A 20,030-nucleotide genomic window follows, 5' to 3' on the forward strand; every position below is an offset into this window, starting at 1 on the left:
GGGCGCAAGGTGTCGATGAGCAAACGATCGGCATCGTTTTCAATCGTTTCGAGTTGTGCGAACTCCTCGTCTCTGATTGGGCGGATCTTCGGTAGTGGGAGTCGGCTCATGACATTGTTCTTCTGGCTCGAATTGGTGAGGGCTTGGAGTCTAGCGTTCGGATCTGAATCAAAGAGCGGTCTTTGCCACAGGGAAATACAGAACGTGGCCCCGATCGAAGTCGATCGGGGCCACGTCTGGGTGGATCGAGGATTCCCTAGTGGGAATCGTCTTTTCCGCGCTTGGTGCGCTCCACGAGTGCCTTGAGGGTTTCCTTCTCGTCTTCTTCGGCGTGCTCTTCGCGCTCGGCGAGGAGCGTTGCTTCCTCAACCGGGTCCGCGGTAAGCGTGCCGTGCGGTGGCTTGCCTGTGAGCCCGAGGTGGTTGACCTGGTACGGCACCTTCGCTCCGGCGTATTCAAGCGGCACGGGATGGCCGTGCTCGTCGACGGGGCCGAGGGGCTGATGCACCTCGACGAATTCACCGTGCGGCAGGCGCATGATGATGCCGGATTCGATGCCGTGCTCGAGAACCTCTCGGTCTGCGCGCTGTAGGCCCAAGCAGAGGCGGTAAGTCACGAAGTACACGATCGGCGGGACGATGATGAGCCCGATACGTCCGGCCCATGTCGTCGCGTTAAGCGAGATATTGAAATGGTAGGCGATGAGGTCGTTCGAGCCCATCAGAACAAGGATCACGTAGAACGAGATCGCCATCATGCCCGACGCCGTACGAACCGGCGTATCGCGGGGACGCTGCAGCAGGTTGTGATGCTTGTTGTCCCCGGAGAACTTCGCCTCGAGGAACGGGTAGGCGAACATGAGCCCGACAACGGCTCCGAGCATGATCGCCACCCAGAACACCGCAGGAATCGTGTACGGGCCGATGTATAGCTCCCAGGCCGGCATGACACGCGCGCCGCCCTCGGTGAAGAGCATGTACCAGTCAGGCTGGGACCCGGCAGAAATCTGGGATGGGTTATATGGGCCCAGGTTCCAGATTGCGTTAATGGTGAACAAGCCCGAGAAGAGGCAGAGAACGCCGATCGTGATGGCGCCGAAACCGATCGACTTCACGGCGAACACCGGCATGATCCGGATTCCGACCACATTGTTCTCGGTCCGCCCCGGCCCGGGGAACTGCGTGTGCTTCTGGTACCAGACAAGTGCGAGGTGAGCCGCGATAAGCGCGAGCAGAATCGCGGGGATGATGAGCACATGCAGCACGTAGAACCGGGGGATCATGATCTCGCCGGGGAAGTCGCCGCCGAAGATCATCCAGTGCAACCACGTGCCGACGATGGGCATCGAAACGATGATGCCCGACGTAATGCGAAGGCCGGTGCCCGAGAGCAGGTCATCGGGAAGACCATAGCCAAGGAAGCCCTCGACGATGCCCAGCAGGAGCATGACACAGCCGATGATCCAGTTCGCCTCGCGCGGCCGTCGGAACGCACCGGTGAAGAAGATGCGCAGCATGTGGACGACCATCGAGGCAACGAAGAGCAGTGCTGCCCAGTGGTGGATCTGTCGAACGAACAAGCCGCCGCGAACCTCAAAGGAGATGTTCAGTGCGGTTGCATACGCCTGCGACATCTCGATTCCGTTGAGCGGAGCGTAGTCGCCCTGGTAGATCACCTTCGACATGGACGGGTCGAAGAACAGAGTGAGGTAGACGCCAGAGATCAACAGGATGATGAAGCTGTACAGCGCGATCTCGCCGAGAAGGAAGGACCAGTGCGTCGGGAAGACCTTGTTGATCTGTCGACGCATGCCGCTGGCCATGGTGTAGCGGCTGTCCATGTTGTCGCCAGCTTCGGCGAGCTTGGAACCGAGTACGGAGTTGGTCATGACTTACGCTCCCAAAAGGCCGGGCCGACTGGCTCGATGAAGTCGCCATTTGCAACGAGGTAACCCTCGGAATCCACCGCGATTGGCAGCTGCGGAAGTGCTCGCGCCGCCGGTCCGAACACGGGCTTCGCGTACTCCAGCAGATTGAACTGCGACTGGTGGCAGGGGCACAGGATGCGGTGCGTCTGCTGCTCATAGAGAGACGTGGGGCAGGCGACGTGCGTGCAGATCTTGGAGAAGGCGAAGAAGTCACCGTAGTTGAACTCCTCCTGCCCACGCCGCTTGATCACGCGAGCGGTGTCTTCCGGACGAAGACGAATGAGCATCACCGAGTTACGCGCACCGTGGATCGACTCCATGTGTGAATGGAAATCCCCCAGGGCAGAAGCGGGGAGCGGGAATACCGATTCGAGTCCGCCGGCCGCGAGATCCTCGATGCGGAGACGCTCGAGACGACCGACGCCCTCCGGTACGTGTCCGTCCGGGAAAGTGCGTGCAGTGTCGCGACCGAGGTAAACCTTCTCGGCGGGAAGACCATCCGGGCGCTCGCTCGAGGCCAGCGTCCAACCGGTCGTGTGGAGAGTGCCGTCACCGTGGAGCGACATCTCGTGGCGCTTCCAGGGGTTCTTGATCATTCCGCCGAGCGGCATGATGGCGGCAATACCAATGAGCGCGCCGCCGGCTCCCAGTGCCCCGATCATCGCCTTACGGCGACCGAGGGTCGAGGTCTTCCACGAGTTGTTCAACTCCGCGACGATCGTCTTACGGTCTACGTCTTCGGACGGGCCGTCGTGACGGGTCTGTACCGAGACCTCGGCGGGAATGAACTTCTTGGTGAACTGGACAGCGCCGATACCGACGGCGAGGATTGCTCCACCGAGGGTGACACCCAGAAGCGGGGTGTACAGGCTGTAGTACCAGTAACCGTCGTCTTGCCAGCCCTTGTAGTGCCAGGGCCAGGCGATGTAAATGACGATGAACGCGAGCGCGAGCAACGCCGCGAGCGCAAACCAGAAGGTCACGCCTCGCTCGGCGCGCTTTTCCGCGCGCGTTTTGATCTCTTCGGGCCAACGGGGCTCGCGGTGGGCGATTTCCACTCCGTCGAGCTTCGTCCCGAGCTCGAGCAGCTCATCTTCGCTCATCCGGTCCAGTTCCGCGGCAGAAGGCTTCTTAATCTCGCTCATGAACGCGTTCCGATCCACAGGGTCGCTCCGACGAGAGCGACGATACCGATAAACCACATGGCCGCACCCTCGGTGACAGGGCCGAGACCGCCCAGGGCGTAACCGCCGGGGCTCTGCGTCTCGGCATTGGAGCGGATGAAGGCGATGATGTCCTTCTTCTCCTCCGGGGTGAGCTGACGGTCCGAGAACTTCGGCATGTTCTGCGGGCCGTTAAGCATGGCCTGATAAAGCTCCTGCTCGTTCGCCGGGTCGAGAATCGGAGCATACTTACCGCCGGACAGAGCGCCGCCGCGGCCGGTGAAGTTATGGCACGACGCGCAGTTGAGGCGGAAGAGTTCTCCACCGCGGGCGACCTCGTCCCCGGTTGCCTCACCACTGGCTCCGCGCAGGGAGTCCTGTGCGACCTCACCATTTTCGTCGAAGATGATCTCGGGCCCGCCACCGTGCGTCTGGACGTACGAGGCAAGTGCGAGGGTCTGCTGCTCGTTGAATTGTGGACGCTTGCGCTCTGCCTGGGCTTCTTGCGCCTTCATCGGCATACGTCCCGAGTGGACCTGGAAGTAGGTCGAACCAGAGCCGACGCCGACGAGCGAAGGTCCGCGATCTTCGACGCCCTGGAGGTTCGCGCCGTGGCAGGTGATACAGGAAACGTCGTACAGCGCCTTGCCCTCTGCGATGAGCGCTGCGTCATCCATCTGGGCGGTGGCGACCTGCGGCTCCGGGGTGACCGCTGCCGCAAACGCTCCGGCGCCGAGGAGACCGGCGGCGATGACGAGCGCGCCGGTTGCCTTGCGGCGACGGAAAGGGGTGCGGCGGCGTGCCTTGGACGGCGAGTCCTTACCGGACTGGTCCTCCTGGGGCAGCTGAGGTGATTTCATCGGTGATCCCTTACGAGAAAAAGGCCTGGGGTCAGTCGCAGCGGGGCGCTGCAGGGAGGCCGGTTACTGGATGAAGTAAATGGTGGAGAACAGTGCGATCCACACGACGTCGACGAAGTGCCAGTAGTACGACACAACGATTGCCGCCGTGGCCTGGGCCGGGGTGAACTTGCCCATGTGGGTGCGTGCGATCAGCACGAAGAATGCGATCACACCACCGATCACGTGTAAGCCGTGGAACCCGGTCGTGATGAAGAAGGCCGAGCCGTAAACGCTCGCCGAGATCGTCACGCCTTCGTGCGCCAGGTGGTAGTACTCGTAGCCCTGGCCGGCCACGAAAATCATGCCCATGATTGCCGACACCCAGTACCAGCGGCGGAGGCCGAACACGTCGCCCTTCTCCGCTGCGAATACGCCCATCTGGCACGTAAACGAAGATGCCACGAGGATCACGGTGATCGTCACGGCGTAGGGCACATTGAGCTGTGCCGCCTGGTTCGCCCAGTCTCCGTGTGAATTTGCCTTCGACACGAAGTACATGGCGAACAGGCCCGCGAAGAACATGAGTTCCTGGGACAACCACACGATGGTGCCCATGCTGACCAAGTTCGGCCGGTTCAGCGAGTGCACTCGCTGAGCGATTGCCGCTTCTGAATTTCCAACTGCGCTCGTCACACATAAAAGTATGACGTGTCAGATCGGAAAGGGTTGCATCGACCCCCAGATTCCTTAGAATTCGCTCGGCTTTCCCCAGCTCGCCCATCCAAAAAGGGGGTATTAACGCTAAGGTTTGTGGCGCAGACTACTCCTCAGTTCCGTCTTAGGAACCGTTTTCGATTCTTAGGAAAGCTCGAGCCGGACTCGTCGCTCGAGTTGGGCATGAAACACTGTAGGGGAGACTTTTATTCATCGGCCCAGAATCCCGCATGCTTGATTGATGTGATCTCGGGTTTTGCAGGACGGGCCGCACTCACGACTTCGATGGAGGCAAGTATGGGAACCGCGGCGCAGCGCTCGTCGAATGAGTCTTACGCGTGGCGAGACATTCTCGGCCTCCTGGTGTCGGGTAGCGACATCGGCCGTGAGCGTTCGGCGTGGGCGATGCGCGAAATCATGAGCGGGGCCGCGACGAACGCCCAGATCGCGGCGTTCGGTGTGGCGGTGCAGACCAAAGGTGTGTCGCCAGAGGAGCTCACCGGCCTCGCCGACGTCATGGTCGAGTTCGCTGTTGACGTTCCGTCCCGCACGGGCTCTGATTGCGTGGACATCGTGGGAACCGGAGGTGATCGCCAGGGCACGGTCAATATTTCGACGATGTCGTCGCTCGTCGTCGCCGGCGCGGGCGTAAAGGTCGCGAAGCACGGCAACCGTGCGGCTAGTTCGAAGTCCGGCGGAGCCGATGTGCTCGAGGCTCTCGGGGTGTCGATCGACATCAGCCCGAGTGACGTCGGGCGTGCGCTCGATGATTTGGGCATCACCTTCTGCTTTGCCCCTGTATTCCATCCGGCGCTCAGCTATGCGGGACAAGCTCGCCGCGAGATTGGCGTTCCGACGGTGTTCAACGTGCTCGGCCCGCTGACCAACCCCGTGCGCCCGGGGCGCAATCTAATCGGCTGCGCGTTCGAGAATCTCACCGAGACGATGGCGAACGTCTTCCGACTACGCGGTACCGATGCTCTCGTCGTGCGCGGCTCCGACGGGCTCGATGAGGTCACAACGACCGGCACAACCAAAGTCGTGCGGGTACACGGCGGCGAGCTCGGCGTCACGGAGATTCACCCGAACGACTTCGGGATGGAGCTGTCCACGCTCGACGAGCTGCGAGGCGGGGACGCAAACGTCAACGCCGGCGTCGCACGCCGCCTACTCGATGGAGAGCCGGGCGCGGTACGCAACGCGGTGCTACTCAATTCCGCGGCCGCGATCGTCGCTTATCGCAATCCTGCGCTGGACGTGGACTTCGGGCAGGCCCTCACCGAAGGCATCGCGGCCGCGACGGAGTCCATCGACTCAGGTGCCGCCAAGTCCGTCCTGGACAAGTGGGCAGCGTTCGGCGAGAGCCATCGCAGCTAGCTTCTCCAGCGGCCCCGTTATATACAGTCAAAAACCGTGCTGGTGCCCGCGGCTTCACAAAGTGCGCCGGGCTTCCCGGGCGGCATCTTTGGCTGTTTCCGCCCACTCGAGTAATCGCTGCGCCCCGAGGACGGGTTCGTCCCATCGCCCGGTGACCGAGACGATGCGCGTGGGGCGCATGTCCATCCACCGTGCGATGAGCCTTAAGCCGGGCACTGTCGCCCCGGCGAAAGGACCGTCTCCCGGAGGGATGTGTGTCGCCGACCCTTGGAGATTCGAAACGAACGTGGACCAATCCGCGCCCCGGGGGAGCGTTCCCGCCGCGGCTAGCCGCCCATAACGTATGACGGCGAACGTCCATGTATTCCCGAGGCGCTGAGCCAGCACGATCTCCTCACAGCGCGCGAGTGGGCCGAGCGAATGCACTCCTGCGAGCGCGGCAACGGCCGGCGCCAACTCATCGCGCCGTCGCGCCGCTCGTTCGAACTTGCCCTCCGACGCGAGGTTCGTCACGGATTCGATGGCGTTCTCGAGCTCGCCGAGTCGCGTGCCATCGCAAAGTCCGTCCCAATTCTCAAGCCCGTAAATCGTGGCGCACTCGCGTGCCTCGTTCTTCGTGCGAAATGGGCCGACCGCGCTTGGGAACGGAAGTCTCTCGACCTTGAGCGAGCCGCCCTTGGCGCCCGGGGCAACCCACCATCCTCGACGAGGGGCCCGCGACCTCCTATTGAATGGTGGCTGCAATGAGTCGATGAGCTGCTCTTCGCGCACCCACGCTTCAAGGTCGTGGGCGCATTCGACCGCCTCCACCGATGCTGCCAACCCGACCATCGTGCGCATCCGTGATCGCGAGTCGCCGCCTGAGAAATAGCTGCGCGCCCTATTCCGAACATTGATCGACGACCCGACATACAGGGGAACGCCGGTGTCGTCGCGGAAGATATATACGCCGGGTGACTGGGGAAGGCCATCGGCCAACGACGCCTTTCGCCGCGTGGTCGGAGACAGTCGATTGTCGAACCGGCGAAGGTCGGGGAGTGTCTCGACGCCGCAGTCGCCCACTCGCTCAATAAGCCCGTGCAGTACGTCCACCGTGGCCCTCGCGTCGTATAACGCACGGTGGTTCGGCTCGGTTTCGGCGTTGAACAGCCGTGCCAGATCGTGCAGTCGATATGAACGGGTATCGGACTTGGGTACGATCCGGCGCGACAGGACCAGGGTGCAAAGTGGGGCGGGGAAGTCCCACTCGTACCCGAGGCTGTTGCACGCGGCCTTGAGGAAACCCATATCGAAGCGTGCGTTATGGGCCACGAGAACGGCGCCCCTGGCGAATTCGTGGAACGCCGGGAACACCTCTGAAATCGGCGGGGCACTGCGCAGGTCCGCATCGGTAATGCCGGTAAGTCGGACGATGTCGGCGGGCAGGGGGCTGTCGATGTGGACGAAGCTGGCGAACTCGCCGAGCACCTCGCCCCCACGAACCTTGACCGCGCCGATCTCGGTGATCGCGGCGTTTCCCGGCGACGTGCCGGAAGTCTCGAGGTCCACGATCACGAACGTGGTCTCGGACAGCGGTGGATCCTCAGACCACAGAAGCTGCTGGTGGCTGCCTTCCGCTTTCGCCTCGACATCGAAACCGCCGGTGCCGGCGGGCGGCATGTGTGCGCCGAACGGTCTCGCGGAACTCATAGCCACCAACGATAAGACCCGACTCCGACATTGGAGTCGCGAGGGGATCGCCACGTCCGCCGTCATCGGTAACGAAAACAGGCGGACGGTAACGAGAAAGACACGCCCGATACCTGCTTGTGACACACTTCACAAACGAAAAAATCGAGCGCCGATTGTCCCAAAGCGATTTGGCGGGACCCTGGGAAGTTAGCGACCGAAAATGCAGGTACGACTCGTGGTGCCGGAGTTCGCGGAATTGTGATCGTTTCGTTATAGGCGACACGCAACAGGCCGGAAATGGACCGGAATCGCCGGTTTCGGGCCGTTGGCGCTCCAGGGTGTTGGACACGTTTGTCACGATTTCGTAATCTTTTTGAGACCTCGGGATCAACACCCGTCAACAGCGGGGGTCGAGGAAGCCACCGGATTCGATCCGTGTCGAGTGTTTGATCGGGAATCAGACGAACGACCAACTCGAATAGAACCTCCGAGTGGAGCAAGACCTAAAGGAGAACGTTTCGTGGGAGCTCATTCCGCACCGTCAAAGTCGAACACTCGTCGCATTGCCATCTCCGGCCTGCTTGCCGGTGGAGCCGCAATCGCCGGCGCCGGTGTGGCAGCAGCCGCCCCGTACCAGGCAGAGCTCGTCAACCCGGTTGAGGGTCTGCCGAACGCTGTGACGTTCGACGCTCCCGCTGACCTGCAGGTCCCTGCCGGCTTCGAGGACATCGTCAAGATCTCCGAGGCCACCGACGCCCCGGCCGAGCAGCAGTACGTCGAGGCCGCTCCGACCTCGAAGGGCCAGCAGATCCTCGAAGCAGCGCAGACGAAGGTCGGCGCACCCTACGTGTGGGGCGCAACCGGCCCCGACTCCTTCGACTGCTCCGGACTCACGTCGTGGGCCTACGGCCAGGCCGGCATCGATATCCCGCGCACGAGCCAGGCCCAGTCCTCCGGCGGCACCCAGGTCGCCAAGGGCGACCTGCAGCCCGGCGACATCGTCTCCTTCTACGGCGGAGCGACCCACGTCGGCATCTACGCCGGCGACGGCCAGATCCTCCACGCCTCGACCGAGGGCGTTCCGGTCGGCTACGCGCCGCTCGACTCGATGCCGTTCAACAACGCCGTCCGTTACTACTAAGAGGTAGTTCGACAGAGCGAGTAATTCCCGCACCCACTCCGCAGAGCGGCGCCCATAAGGCGACCCTGCGGAGTTTGTGCATTTCGGCACGATGTCGCGTGCCGGCGCGACTTCGATGTGTGAAAGGCTGGAGTCCGTGGCTCGCACCCTACTGATCACCAACGACTATCCGCCGCGGCCCGGCGGCATCCAGTCGTATATCGAAAGCTATCTCCGCTATCTCGACGCCGAGGACGTTTGTGTCCTCACCTCCACTTTCGGCGAAGAGGAGTCGGCGGCCTATGATGCCGCCCGCCCGTACACGGTCCGTCGCATGCCCACAGGGATGCTGCTACCTACGCCGAACGTCATCGCGGAGGCGCAACGCCTCGTCGATGAATGGCAGGCCGAAACCGTGTGGTTCGGTGCGGCCGCCCCGTTGGCCGTGATGTCCGGCGCTCTTCGCCGCGGCAGCGTGCGGCACATCGTCGCGAGCACGCATGGTCACGAGGTCGGGTGGTCGATGCTGCCTCCGTCTCGCGCCGCGCTTCGCTATATCGGAGACCACACCGACGCGGTCACGTTCGTGTCCGAATACACGAGGCAGAGGTTCTCGGCGGCTTTCGGCCCGCGGGCACGGCTGATCCACCAGCCCGGTGGCGTGGACGTCGAACGATTCGCGCCCGAAACCGATCGTTCTGCAATCGAGGCCACCCGCTCCAGGTACTCGATCGGTTCCGAGGCGAAGATGATCCTGTGCTTGTCGCGGCTCGTCCCGCGGAAGGGGCAGGACAAGCTCATCGCGGCCCTCCCGAAGATCCGTGCCCGAATTCCCGGCGCCGTACTCGTACTAGCCGGTGGCGGGCCGTACCGTGCGACGTTGGAGAAGCTCGCCGAGCGTCACGGCGTCACCGATCACGTCATCTTCACCGGACGTGTCCCGGAAGACGACGTTGTGAAGCTGCATCAGGCCGCGGACGTGTTCGCCATGCCCGCGAGGACAAGGGGAGCGGGACTGGACGTCGAAGGCCTCGGCATCGTGTATCTCGAGGCTTCGGCCTGCGGGGTGCCCGTGGTCGCGGGACGCTCCGGTGGCGCTCCGGAAACTGTTCTGGACGGGCAGACCGGGCTCGTGGTCGACGGCTCGCAGTCGCGGCCTGTCGCGGAGGCGCTCATCGAGATTCTGGATGACGACGCGCGCGCTCGTTCGATGGGCCGTGCCGGGCGCGAGTGGGTGCTCGGCAAGTGGTCGTGGGACGAACTGGGCAACCGAATGCGCGAGGTTCTTCTGCCGTGGGACGACTGAATCGCCGCTAGCCGCGCCGGTACTTGCGGCGTTGAAGAGAAAAGAAGGGTGGTTCTCGGCCGAGAACCACCCTTCTTTACGTCGCTACGGACGAATAAACCGCGCGCCTAGCGCTTGGCGTAGATCGCCTCGATCTCGTCGGCGAACTTCTCGTGGACGACGTTGCGCTTGACCTTGAGCGAGGGGGTGAGCTCCCCGCTCTCCTCGGTGAACTGGGTGGGCAGCACCTTGTATTTCTTGATGGCCTCGGTGTGGGAGACCGTCGCATTGGCGTGGTCGAGCGCCTTGTCGAGGTGAGCTTGTAGATCAGCATCGTCGGCTAGATCCTCGATCGAGCCTTCCTTGCCGTTGTCCTTCTTCCACCGATCGAAGGACTCCTCATCCAGAGTGAGGAGTACGGCGATGAACGGACGACCGTCGCCGACACACACGGCCTCCGCGACCATGGCGTCCTGCTTGAGGCCCTCTTCGAGACCAGCCGGGGACACGTTCTTACCGCCGGCGGTAACGATGATCTCCTTCTTTCGTCCGGTGATGGTGAGGAAGCCGTCATCATCGATGGAACCGAGATCGCCGGTGTAGAACCAGCCGTCCTTGAAGGACTTGTTCGTCGCGTCCTCGTTGTTCCAGTAGACGTTGGTGACCACAGGGCCGGATACGACGACCTCGCCGTCCTGCTCGATGCGAACGGCGTGGCCGGGGAGCGGGCGACCGACGGTGCCGATCTTCAGAGCCTCCGGCGTATTCACACAGTGTGCGGCGCAGGTCTCGGTGAGCCCATATCCCTCGTAGATCGTCACTCCGAGGCCGTCGAAGAAGTGGGCCAGTCGGGAGCTCAGGGGAGCTCCACCGGACACGGCGACCTGGCAACGCCCGCCGAGAGCGTCCTTCAACTTGCTGTACACCAGCTTGTCGAAAATCGTGTGCTTGACCTTGAGCAGCGTCCCGGGCTTGCCGTTCGAGCGCATGGCTTCCGAGTACGCGACCGCCGTGTCGACAGCAGCCTCGAAGATCTTGCCCGATACGGGGCTGGAGTCGTGCGCCTTCTGGCGTGCCGAGTTGAAAACCTTCTCGAAGACGCGCGGGACGGAAAGAATGTATTGGGGGCGCACCTGCCCGAAACGCTCGACGATGTTGGCGAGGTCTGCGGTGTGGGCAAGAGTGACCTTTTTGTAGATCCCGGCGTAGTTGATCGCGCGCGCGAGCACGTGTGCCAGCGGAAGGAACATCAGCGAGACATTGCCGGGCGTGAGGTACTCGCTCAGCGAGGTCTCGGACACGGCCAACGCCTCGGCCTGGATGTTTCCGTGGGTGAGCACGACGCCCTTCGGACGGCCCGTGGTGCCCGAGGTGTAAATGAGGGTGGCCATGTCGGAAGACGTGACCTCCCCACGGCGCTTGTCCAGCTCCGCGTCCTCGACGGATTTGCCCGCCGCCTTGAGCTTGTCGAGGGCCTTTTCCTCGCCGTCGATGACGAGCACGGCGACATCCTGCTCGACGTCCTTCGCCGCCTCATCAACCTCGGCCGCGTGAGAAGCGGACTCGGCGATGACCATCTTGGCGCCCGAGTCGGACAGGATCCATTCGATCTGACTGGCCGAGGAGGAATCGTAAATCGGTACGCTGCTGGCGCCGACCGCCCAAATGGCGAAGTCGATGACGCACCACTCGTAGCGGGTGGACGAAAGGATCGCGACGCGATCTCCGACCTCGATTCCGCTGGCGGCAAGGCCGCGCGCAACCTCTCGAACCTCGGAAACGAAGTCGCTGGCCTTCACCTCGGCCCACGACGACCCTTGCTCGCGCAGGAACATCGTGTGGTTGGGGTCCTCGGCGGCGATGTCATAGACAACCTGTACGCAGGACCAGTCGTCGGGGACATTGATATCACCGGGGACGCTGTATTCACGCATTCGTAATTCCTTTCGGCGGCGAACAGTTGAAGGACAGTAAACATTTTCCGGCCTCATGCTGGAACGGCGCCGTGACGACGTCCGTGCAGCTGCCGATCCATATCCGCGACCGGAGGCCGTGAACTGTGACCCTCATAACTTTTTACAGTCTACCCGTTGCCCTGAGGTCGAACGTGACTTCCCTGGCAATTCGAAGGAGCGGGACTTCGGCTGTTACCCACGGCAATTGAATGCGCAGGATTAACTCGAGGCGTTATATCATTATGCGACCGTCGACGTGCACGCCGAAAGGCTTATTTGGTGTGAGTGTGGACCGTGAGGTGTGTCGCGAGGTGTAAAGACAGTAGCGTGGATGAGAGATCATTGCGGCGACGACCAGGAAGGTGAACCGACCATGACGGCAGAAGGCCAGGGCGGCGAAGACACGTCTTCGGCACCGCTGCCGGAGGGCCGCTCGGCGTCGTCGAGATCCGGTTCGAGCTCGAGAGGAAGCGCCCAGAAGACGGCGACTGTCAACGCCGACCTCGACACGATCATGTCGACCATCGCCGATTTCGACAATTACCCCGACTGGGTGCCGGCAATTCGGAAGACGTCGATCGTCTCTACCGATGACGCCGGACGTCCCGCTCGCGTGGATTTTGTACTCATCGCCGGCATCGTCGAGGACGAATATCAACTCGACTACTCGTGGTCGGAGGACGGAACCGAGGTGCGTTGGAGCCTCTCGGAGCCCTCGATCCTTCAAACCCGGCAGGACGGGAGCTATTCCCTCGAGCCGGGCGAACGCCCAGGCACGACAGATGTCACCTACTCGATCGATGTCGAACTGACCGTCGAGATGCTGGGGCGCTTCAGGGAGCGCGCGGAGAAACGCATCATCAACGCGGCCCTCGAGGATCTGGCCGCCAGAGTGGAGAAGCGTTGACCGACAGCAATTCTGCGGATGAAACCCAGTGTGTGGTCATTATCGGCGGGGGACGAGAAGAGCGGGCAAAGACGATCGAGGAGCTGATCGGCGATGCGGGCCCGGAGGCTACCGCCATGCTCTATACGTCCTCGCCGAACTATTTCACCAGAAAATTGAGCAGCTACAGGCAAGACGTACTCGACGTCCGTGACGACAACGCCGAGACGCTCGCAGCGTCGTATGGAGAACGACTCCGCTCGGCAGACGCAACCGGGCCTCGGCTTCTCCTCCTTGACCGGAACTCCTCACTTGCCGAGGCATTGAGCTGGGAATATCTCAGGCGCGCCGTCGAATCGCGAGCTTGGGGACTCGTCATCCGCGAAATGGACGGCACGACTGCCGCGCTGCACCGCATTGAGGCACCGCAGCAAAGCGCCGACCTGATCGAGTCGTTATGGCCGAGAAATACCCGATTTGCGGCGCTCGCCGCCGGCGAGCACATCGACCCGGCCGTTCTCGACGCACACGAGATCGCTTCGACCTTGGACATCCTCACCGCTTGGCTTTCCGGTTCCAAGGGCTCGGTTACCGCCGACCTTCCTGCGATAAGCATCGTCGTCGCCGGCACGGGCGAGGACGTCCGGACCACTACTGCTATGGCAGCGCTATTGGGGGCCCGAGCAGCGGAGACGAATCCCGTCGAGCCGGTGCGAAGAGTGGAGCCCGTTGACGGTTTGCCGACTTACGAGCTCGTCGTTTCCGTCCCCGCCGAACCAGATCGCGAACCTGTGGTGATCGACGGCCGGCTTCGGATGTTCTTCTCCGGTGTGCGCGCCGACGTGGAAATAGGGAGTGTGCTCGCGCGCTGCCTGGTTCACCAGGTCGAATTCGAGCAGAGGGGCGACGAGGGGCGCTTACGGATAGTGTTCGTCGCCAACCCGAGCATGTGGCCGGAGTCGATGATCGCCCGGGCCTGACCCCGGAGGGTCGCCAGATACACCCCATTCCCCGAAGAGCCGCCGTATTCGAGCAGATTTCACCCGATCCGGAGGCCGGCGGAATAGTGTGAGAAGCATCCGCGTGGACTTATTCGCTGGGAGGCGGACGGATGTTTTATTGGGTGCTGAAGTACATCGTGTTGGGGCCATGGCTATTCCTTGCCGGCCGTCCTACGTTCGAAGGTGGGTCGAACTTCCCGAAGGATGGCGCGGCGCTGCTAGCGATCAACCACCTCTCGGCTGCCGACTGGCTCTTCCTCCCACTCCGTGCGCCGCGCAGGATCACGTTTCTCGCGAAAAGCGAATACTTCACCGGCTCGGGGCTGAAGGGAAGGTTCCAACGCTTCTTTTTCGCACAGACCGGACAAGTGCCCATCGACCGCACAAATGCCGACGCCGCTACCAATGCCATGGAGACAGGCGCCAGAGTCCTCCGCGAAGGTCAGATTCTCGGAATGTTTCCCGAAGGCACCAGATCGCCGGACGGAAAGCTCTACCGCGGGAAGACCGGAATCGCCCGTGTTGCGCTCAAATCCGGTATGCCCATCGTTCCCGTCGGCGTCATCGGGACCGATAAGTTTCTCCGTGCAGATTCGCATGTCCCACACCGGGCAAAGATTCGCGTTCTCATCGGCGAACCGCTCGACGTGAGTCCGTGGCTCGATCGAATTGGGGACCGCGACGCTGAGCGGGAGATTACCGACGAGGTCATGCGTCGGATCCAGGCACTCACCGGGCAGGAATACGTGCCCGACGTGTACGGTGCCGAGGTCAAGGAAAAACTCTCCGCCAAGCGTGAGAACCGATCCGACAGCACATAGGACGAGAAAAGAGGGCCAGCACCGAGTGCGGTATTTCTACGACTGCGAGTTCATCGAAGACGGTCACACCATCGAGCTCGTTTCCATCGGAGTGGTGGCCGAATCCCGCAACGGCGTCCCCGGACCCGAGTTCTATGCCGTGTCCACCGATCACGACCCCACGAAGGCAGGCGAGTGGGTCAAACGGAACGTGTTGAATAAGCTGCCGAACCCCTCGGACCGCGCATGGATGGGCAGAGATCGCCTGCGCGACGAGCTCTACGACTTTCTCATGACCAATGCGCGCGGGACCGCCATCGAACTATGGGCGTGGGTCGGTGCCTACGATCACGTGGCGGTGTGCCAGCTGTGGGGCGACATGACGGCGCTGCCGCAGGCCATGCCCAGGTTCACTCGAGAACTCAAGCAGCTCTGGGAATTCGCCGGTCGTCCGCCGCTGCCGGCGCTCGACAGCGCGAAGGCACACTCGGCGCTGGAGGATGCGCGGCATAACGTCGCCAAGTTCGAGGTCATCGAGAAGGCGCTCCAAGCGCGCGGATCGGACATCGGTTAACTGCAGTTCGCGAAACCGCCTAGAGTGGGTGGGGTGAACTGGTCTGTCGATGTAGATATCAATCAACTTCCAGAACTTCCGGCGCTCCCGCAGGATCTCCGCGCCCGCCTGGATGACGCCTTGTCCCGGCCTGCACTTCAGCAGCCGTCCTGGGACCAGGATCAGGCTGCGGCGATGAGGAAGGTTCTCGAGTCCGTCCCGCCGGTGTGCGTGGCGAGCGAAGTGGACACCCTCCGCGGCAAGCTCGCCGAGGTCGCCGAGGGGCGCGCGTTCCTATTGCAGGGCGGGGATTGCGCAGAGACCTTCGAGTCCAACACCGAGCCGCACATCAAGGGAGTCGTGCGTACCTTGCTCCAAATGGCGGTCGTGCTCACCTACGGCTCCTCGATGCCGGTGGTCAAGGTTGCCCGAATCGCCGGTCAGTACGCCAAGCCACGCTCCTCGGACACCGACGCCCAGGGGTTGCTGTCCTACCGAGGCGACATGGTCAACGCCCTCGCAGCGGACGAGGGTGCCCGCCGTCATGACCCCTCTCGTTTGGTCCGCGCCTACGCCAATGCCTCGGCGGCCATGAACCTGGTGCGCGCATTGACGAGCTCGGGCACGGCCGACCTGCATCGCGTGCACGAATGGAATATGGAGTTCGTCGCCCAGTCGACCGCCGGTGCCCGTTACGAGGCTCTGGCCTCGGAGGTCGACCGGGGCCTTCGGTTTATGGATGCGTGCGGTGTGTCCGATTCGAACCTGCACACAGCGGAGATTTTCTCCAGCCACGAGGCGCTCGTCCTCGACTATGAACGGTCCATGTTGCGTCTCGCGGACGACGGGCAGGGGCTGACCGCCAAGGGACAGAGCTCGGGCTTCTATGACCTATCCGCGCATTTCCTCTGGATCGGCGAGCGGACCCGCGGCATCGACGATGCGCACGTGAACTTCGCCGCGCTCATCGACAATCCGATCGGTCTGAAGATCGGCCCGAGCACGAGCCCCGAACTCGCCGTCGAGTACGTCAATAAGCTGAACCCCGAGGGGGTCCCCGGTCGGCTGACGCTGGTGTCGCGCATGGGCAACGACAAGGTTCGCGAGGCGCTTCCGCCGATCGTGCGGGCGGTCGAAGCCACCGGCCAGAAGGTGATCTGGCAGTGCGACCCGATGCACGGGAACACTCACACGGCATCCACCGGATACAAGACCCGCCACTTCGACCGGATCATCGACGAGGTTCAGGGATTCTTCGAGGTGCACCACGCGATCGGTTCGCACCCCGGCGGCATTCACATCGAGCTCACCGGCGAGGACGTGACCGAATGCCTGGGCGGCGCCCAGGATATCTCCGATTCCGACCTGTACGGCCGGTACGAGACCGCATGCGACCCGCGGCTTAACACCCAGCAGTCGCTCGAGCTGTCGTACCTGGTCGCGGAAATGCTGCGCAACTAGCGATACCCCGTCAAGATCAGCGCCCTCGGGTTCGACTTCCCTGCATGGGGAGTCAGCCGAGGGCGCTGAGTCGTACCTCGGTGTCGGGGCCGACGACGCGGCCGGGTAGTGGATTTTGCCCGTACACGACCCCATTGCGGCCGGATTCGACCTTGGGGCGCAGGCCCCGCTCGCGCAGTTTGTCGGATGCGGAGCCGACAGTATCGCCGAGCACCATCGGGACGCGCACGGAATTCGAAGGAATGAGCCGGATAGTCGTGGTTTTCGCATCGACGAGTTCATCCGCGGAAGGCTCGGTGCGGACCGCCTTGCCGGCGAGGACATCCTCGTCGGTTTCGGCTGGACCTTCGACGACGGTGAACCCGGCGTCTTCGAGCTCGGCGCGGGCTTCGTCGATTTCCATCCCCCGAATATCGGGTACCCGTGCCGCGGTGGACACGGTGAGGCTGACAGGGGAATTCGCGCGAAGGGCTTCACCTGTGGTCGGCTCGGAGGACACGACCGAGCCGGCGGGCTGCGAGGCGTCGAACTTCTCGGTGACGTTGCCCACGCGCAGGCCCACGGCCTCGAGCGCCTTCCGGGCATCGTCGAGAGGGAGGCCGACGAGTTCCGGGACGTCGACGGGAGGCGGACCGCCGCTGAGCACGAGCTCGACTTCGTCACCGACACGCAAGGTCGTTCCGGGTGCAGGACTGAGCTCCAGCACAGCGCCTTCCGGGACATCGTCGGAAAATCTGGCCTTCTCGGCCACGACGGGAACCAGCGAGCGCTCGTTGATCGAGGACTCGGTGGCTTCCCTCGAACGGTCGGCGCTGATGTCCGGAACGACAGGTTGTCCGGCCGAGACCAGAATCGTCACGGTGCCACCGGGCTGGACACGCTCGCCGGCCGTGGGTTCGGTGCCCAACAGGTCGCCCTCGGGCGCCTCGTTGTCGTAAAGTTCCTCCTCCGCCGACGTCAGACCGACACCGGCGATCGCCGCCGACGCCTCCGGCACGCTCATCCCGGACACATCGGGAACCTCGATGAGACGCCCGGAACCGAGCCACCAGCCGGCGACCCCGAGAATCGCGACGAGCACGAGAACCGCGAACGCCCATAGGCACCCCGCTCCGCGCTTGGACTGCAGACCGTTCGGGACCTCCGGCAGCTGCCGTGACGGCGGAGCCGGCGGCTGCCCGGCGGGGCCGCGCGGAGGCGCGCCTTGGCCGGGCCCGGGCGCGCCCGGATACACCGAGGTCGACGCCGCGCGCTCTCCGTACGGAACGGGGGGAGCCTGCCGGGGATGCATCCGCGTCGGAGCTCCGTGCTGGGCGGCGGGGGGAGCACCCACCGGCGCGCCCGGCGATGGTTGTTGGAGACGAGTGGTCTCATCGACCTGGGGCGTGTCGCCGATGACGTGTGTCGCTGCGGCGGCTGCAGCCGCAGCCGACCCTGCGCCTGCAGCCGCGCCGAAGGCGGCGGGGGCGCCACTACTTTCGCGCGAGGCGATATCGAAGACGGTCTCGCTTTTCGGCCCGGCTCCGCCCGCCCCTGCAGCGGCTTCCCTCGCGGCGCGCTCTCGTGCCCGCGACCACGCCGACGAGCTCGGCGCCGGCACCGGCACGTGGAACAGGCGGTTGCGAGAGGACACCTCCTCGACGCGCTGGAGAAATTCCCTCGCCGAGGAGATGCGTGCATCGAGGTTTCGCTCGGTCGCGTGCACGATGAGGTCGTCGAGATCTTCGGGAATCCCGGATACCAGCGTTGACGGCGGAGGGACTGGGCGCTCGAGACGTTGATATGCCGTCGCCACCGGCGAATCGCCCTGGAAAGGTACCCGCCCGGTGAGAAGCTCGAACGCGACGATGCCGAGCGAGTATAGGTCAGAGCGGGGGTCGGTATCGCCCGTCGCAATCTGCTCCGGCGCCAGGTAGGCGGCGGTGCCCATGACGACGTTTTGCGAGGTAGACCTGGACTCTGCGACGGCGCGGACCAGACCGAAGTCCGCGAGCTTCACCGAATTGTTCGTCGACACCAGGATGTTCTCCGGCTTGATGTCGCGATGGATGAGTCCGTTTCCGTGGGCCTCGGCGAGCGCGCCGAGCATGGGACGAAGGACGCTCATGACAACGTGGGCGGGCATGGGGCCGCGTTCGTCGAGGATTTCCCGCAAGGTGCCGCCGGGAACGAGCTCCATGACGAGGAAGGCATGTCCGTCGTCAAACCCGTGGTCGAAGACCTGCACGACGCCGGGATGCGAGAGCCTTGCGACCGATTTGGCCTCGAGCTCAAGGCGGCTGACGAAGGAACTGTCGCCGGCGAGGGTGGGGGAGAGCAGCTTCAATGCGACGTGGCGGTCGAGGCGCGTATCCGTCGCGAGATAGACGGTCGACATGCCGCCGTCGGCGATCGGCGCTTCGAGGCGGTAGCGGCGATCAACGAGATCGCCCGGACCTAGCGCGTGCGACATCGGTACCACTCACCGTCCCTTCCTCGTTTTGGCGCGTGTGTGCAGGCCTCCTGCATGTGCGGCGAGGCGTCCGCGCAGCGTGGGCGCACCCCTTCACGTTTTTCGATGCATCCGGCGCGGGTGATGTTCCGCGCCGCCGACTTTCGATAATAATGCCAGCAAATATGGACGCGGCGGCGCACGCTCGCCGGACTAACAATTAACGTGTGTGGTGTGAGTAAAGTTCCCTACACCGATGATGTCCTTCCCTCCGATGCGGACATTCTCCCGCTTCCCGATGTCGCCGAGCGTCTCGGCATCGTGGTCACGCGCGTCCACGACCTGCTCCGCGAAGGTAGCCTCCTGGCGATTCGCCGCGGAGGCATTGTCTATGTGCCCGCGCAGCTGCTGTCCGACGAAGGCATCGGCAAACACGTCCCGGGGCTGATCTCCGTCTTGCGCGACGGCGGCTACACGGACGCCGAAATCCTTTCGTATCTCTACACCGAGGACGACTCGCTCCCCGGGCGCCCGGTGGACGCTCTCCACGGTCATCTCGCGCGGGAGGTAATGCGCCGGGCGCAGGCTATGGCCTTCTAATTCTTCGTGGCCGTGCGAGGCGGCGCGTCCCGGCGGGTGAACGCGACGGCGCGGCGCGTCCACAGGGCGGCTGCCACGGCTGCGATCACAGCTGCAGCTGTGAAGAACGGGTTGTACAGCGTCGGCGTGCCGCCCGGGTCCGTGGCGAGTAGCTGGAACACGATGATGGCGACCGCAAGGGCGCGCGTTTGATGGGCGCCTCTGTAAGTCGCGGGTATCGCCGCCAACGTGCCCACGGCGACCG

Annotated in this window: 16 protein-coding genes and 1 pseudogene; 9 read left to right on the forward strand and 8 right to left on the reverse strand. The window is 63.5% G+C overall.

Annotation, left to right across the window (positions count from 1 at the left end; genetic code table 11):
- Positions 1-256: 256 nt before the first annotated feature.
- From K8V11_RS01085 to K8V11_RS01100, 4 genes are all read right to left on the reverse strand, one after another.
- Positions 257-1,888: a cytochrome bc complex cytochrome b subunit gene (locus tag K8V11_RS01085; RefSeq protein WP_303910363.1), complete on the reverse strand. Its 1,632-nt coding sequence runs from the start codon at positions 1,886-1,888 to the stop codon at positions 257-259.
- Complete coding sequence (locus K8V11_RS01090) at positions 1,885-3,072, reverse strand: ubiquinol-cytochrome c reductase iron-sulfur subunit (RefSeq protein WP_303910364.1); 1,188 nt, start codon at positions 3,070-3,072, stop codon at positions 1,885-1,887. The genes K8V11_RS01085 and K8V11_RS01090 overlap by 4 nt, the downstream gene beginning before the upstream one ends.
- A complete protein-coding gene (locus K8V11_RS01095) occupies positions 3,069-3,950 on the reverse strand; it encodes a c-type cytochrome (RefSeq protein WP_303910365.1) in 882 nt (293 codons plus the stop codon). Before K8V11_RS01095 ends, K8V11_RS01090 begins: the two co-directional genes overlap by 4 nt.
- Before the next feature lie 63 nt (positions 3,951-4,013).
- Complete coding sequence (locus K8V11_RS01100) at positions 4,014-4,625, reverse strand: heme-copper oxidase subunit III (protein ID WP_303910366.1); 612 nt, start codon at positions 4,623-4,625, stop codon at positions 4,014-4,016.
- Between the two features lie 318 nt (positions 4,626-4,943).
- Between K8V11_RS01100 and trpD the strand changes: the two genes are divergently transcribed.
- Positions 4,944-6,023 carry an anthranilate phosphoribosyltransferase gene (gene trpD / locus K8V11_RS01105; protein WP_303910367.1) on the forward strand — a complete coding sequence of 360 codons (1,080 nt, stop codon included), beginning with the start codon at positions 4,944-4,946 and terminating at the stop codon, positions 6,021-6,023.
- A gap of 54 nt (positions 6,024-6,077) precedes the next feature.
- Here the strand turns inward: trpD and K8V11_RS01110 are convergent, their stop codons facing one another.
- The gene (locus tag K8V11_RS01110) at positions 6,078-7,712 is read right to left on the reverse strand and encodes a DEDD exonuclease domain-containing protein (protein ID WP_303910368.1); all 1,635 of its coding nucleotides are present in this window, start codon (positions 7,710-7,712) and stop codon (positions 6,078-6,080) included.
- 502 nt (positions 7,713-8,214) lie between these two features.
- On the opposite strand from K8V11_RS01110, the gene K8V11_RS01115 reads away from it, so the two are divergent.
- A complete protein-coding gene (locus K8V11_RS01115) occupies positions 8,215-8,835 on the forward strand; it encodes a C40 family peptidase (RefSeq protein WP_303910369.1) in 621 nt (206 codons plus the stop codon).
- Between the two features lie 136 nt (positions 8,836-8,971).
- Positions 8,972-10,120 carry a glycosyltransferase family 4 protein gene (locus K8V11_RS01120; RefSeq protein ID WP_303910370.1) on the forward strand — a complete coding sequence of 383 codons (1,149 nt, stop codon included), beginning with the start codon at positions 8,972-8,974 and terminating at the stop codon, positions 10,118-10,120.
- Positions 10,121-10,227: 107 nt separating this feature from the next.
- On the opposite strand, the gene K8V11_RS01125 is transcribed toward K8V11_RS01120, so the two are convergent.
- Positions 10,228-12,033 (reverse strand): long-chain fatty acid--CoA ligase, encoded by a 1,806-nt coding sequence (locus K8V11_RS01125; protein WP_303910371.1) that lies wholly within the window; start codon positions 12,031-12,033, stop codon positions 10,228-10,230.
- A gap of 352 nt (positions 12,034-12,385) precedes the next feature.
- On the opposite strand from K8V11_RS01125, the gene K8V11_RS01130 reads away from it, so the two are divergent.
- From K8V11_RS01130 to K8V11_RS01150, 5 genes are all read left to right on the forward strand, one after another.
- Entirely contained in the window at positions 12,386-12,961 is a 576-nt protein-coding gene (locus K8V11_RS01130) for an SRPBCC family protein (RefSeq protein ID WP_303910372.1), read from the forward strand.
- Positions 12,958-13,920, forward strand: coding sequence for a hypothetical protein (locus K8V11_RS01135; RefSeq protein WP_303910373.1), 963 nt, complete (start codon positions 12,958-12,960; stop codon positions 13,918-13,920). The genes K8V11_RS01130 and K8V11_RS01135 overlap by 4 nt, the downstream gene beginning before the upstream one ends.
- A 143-nt stretch (positions 13,921-14,063) precedes the next feature.
- On the forward strand, positions 14,064-14,762 hold the full coding sequence (locus K8V11_RS01140; RefSeq protein ID WP_303910374.1) for a 1-acyl-sn-glycerol-3-phosphate acyltransferase: 699 nt from the start codon (positions 14,064-14,066) through the stop codon (positions 14,760-14,762).
- 25 nt (positions 14,763-14,787) lie between these two features.
- Positions 14,788-15,315 (forward strand): polyadenylate-specific 3'-exoribonuclease AS, encoded by a 528-nt coding sequence (locus tag K8V11_RS01145; protein ID WP_303910375.1) that lies wholly within the window; start codon positions 14,788-14,790, stop codon positions 15,313-15,315.
- A gap of 33 nt (positions 15,316-15,348) precedes the next feature.
- On the forward strand, positions 15,349-16,755 hold the full coding sequence (locus K8V11_RS01150) for a class II 3-deoxy-7-phosphoheptulonate synthase (RefSeq protein ID WP_303910376.1): 1,407 nt from the start codon (positions 15,349-15,351) through the stop codon (positions 16,753-16,755).
- 52 nt (positions 16,756-16,807) lie between these two features.
- On the opposite strand, the gene K8V11_RS01155 is transcribed toward K8V11_RS01150, so the two are convergent.
- Positions 16,808-19,207, reverse strand: a complete 2,400-nt coding sequence (locus K8V11_RS01155) for a PASTA domain-containing protein (protein WP_303910377.1) — start codon at positions 19,205-19,207, stop codon at positions 16,808-16,810.
- 213 nt (positions 19,208-19,420) lie between these two features.
- Here K8V11_RS01155 and K8V11_RS01160 point away from each other — a divergent pair, with 213 nt between their 5' ends.
- The gene (locus K8V11_RS01160; protein ID WP_303910378.1) at positions 19,421-19,786 is read left to right on the forward strand and encodes an Rv2175c family DNA-binding protein; all 366 of its coding nucleotides are present in this window, start codon (positions 19,421-19,423) and stop codon (positions 19,784-19,786) included.
- On the opposite strand, the pseudogene K8V11_RS01165 reads toward K8V11_RS01160, so the two are convergent.
- Positions 19,783-20,030, reverse strand: a pseudogene (locus tag K8V11_RS01165) (hypothetical protein); the annotation flags it as partial. The gene K8V11_RS01160 and the pseudogene K8V11_RS01165 overlap by 4 nt on opposite strands.

Source organism: Dietzia timorensis (genome assembly GCF_020742175.1).
Classification (GTDB): domain Bacteria; phylum Actinomycetota; class Actinomycetes; order Mycobacteriales; family Mycobacteriaceae; genus Dietzia; species Dietzia timorensis_A.

Bases quoted from the DNA above. Each gene is read 5' to 3' on its own strand.
- K8V11_RS01085 (WP_303910363.1), bottom strand. From the start codon at position 1,888: ATGACCAACTCCGTACTCGGTTCCAAGCTCGCCGAAGCTGGCGACAAC.
- K8V11_RS01090 (WP_303910364.1), bottom strand. From the start codon at position 3,072: ATGAGCGAGATTAAGAAGCCTTCTGCCGCGGAACTGGACCGGATGAGC.
- K8V11_RS01095 (WP_303910365.1), bottom strand. From the start codon at position 3,950: ATGAAATCACCTCAGCTGCCCCAGGAGGACCAGTCCGGTAAGGACTCG.
- trpD (WP_303910367.1), top strand. From the start codon at position 4,944: ATGGGAACCGCGGCGCAGCGCTCGTCGAATGAGTCTTACGCGTGGCGA.
- K8V11_RS01110 (WP_303910368.1), bottom strand. From the start codon at position 7,712: ATGAGTTCCGCGAGACCGTTCGGCGCACACATGCCGCCCGCCGGCACC.
- K8V11_RS01125 (WP_303910371.1), bottom strand. From the start codon at position 12,033: ATGCGTGAATACAGCGTCCCCGGTGATATCAATGTCCCCGACGACTGG.
- K8V11_RS01130 (WP_303910372.1), top strand. From the start codon at position 12,386: ATGAGAGATCATTGCGGCGACGACCAGGAAGGTGAACCGACCATGACG.
- K8V11_RS01155 (WP_303910377.1), bottom strand. From the start codon at position 19,207: ATGTCGCACGCGCTAGGTCCGGGCGATCTCGTTGATCGCCGCTACCGC.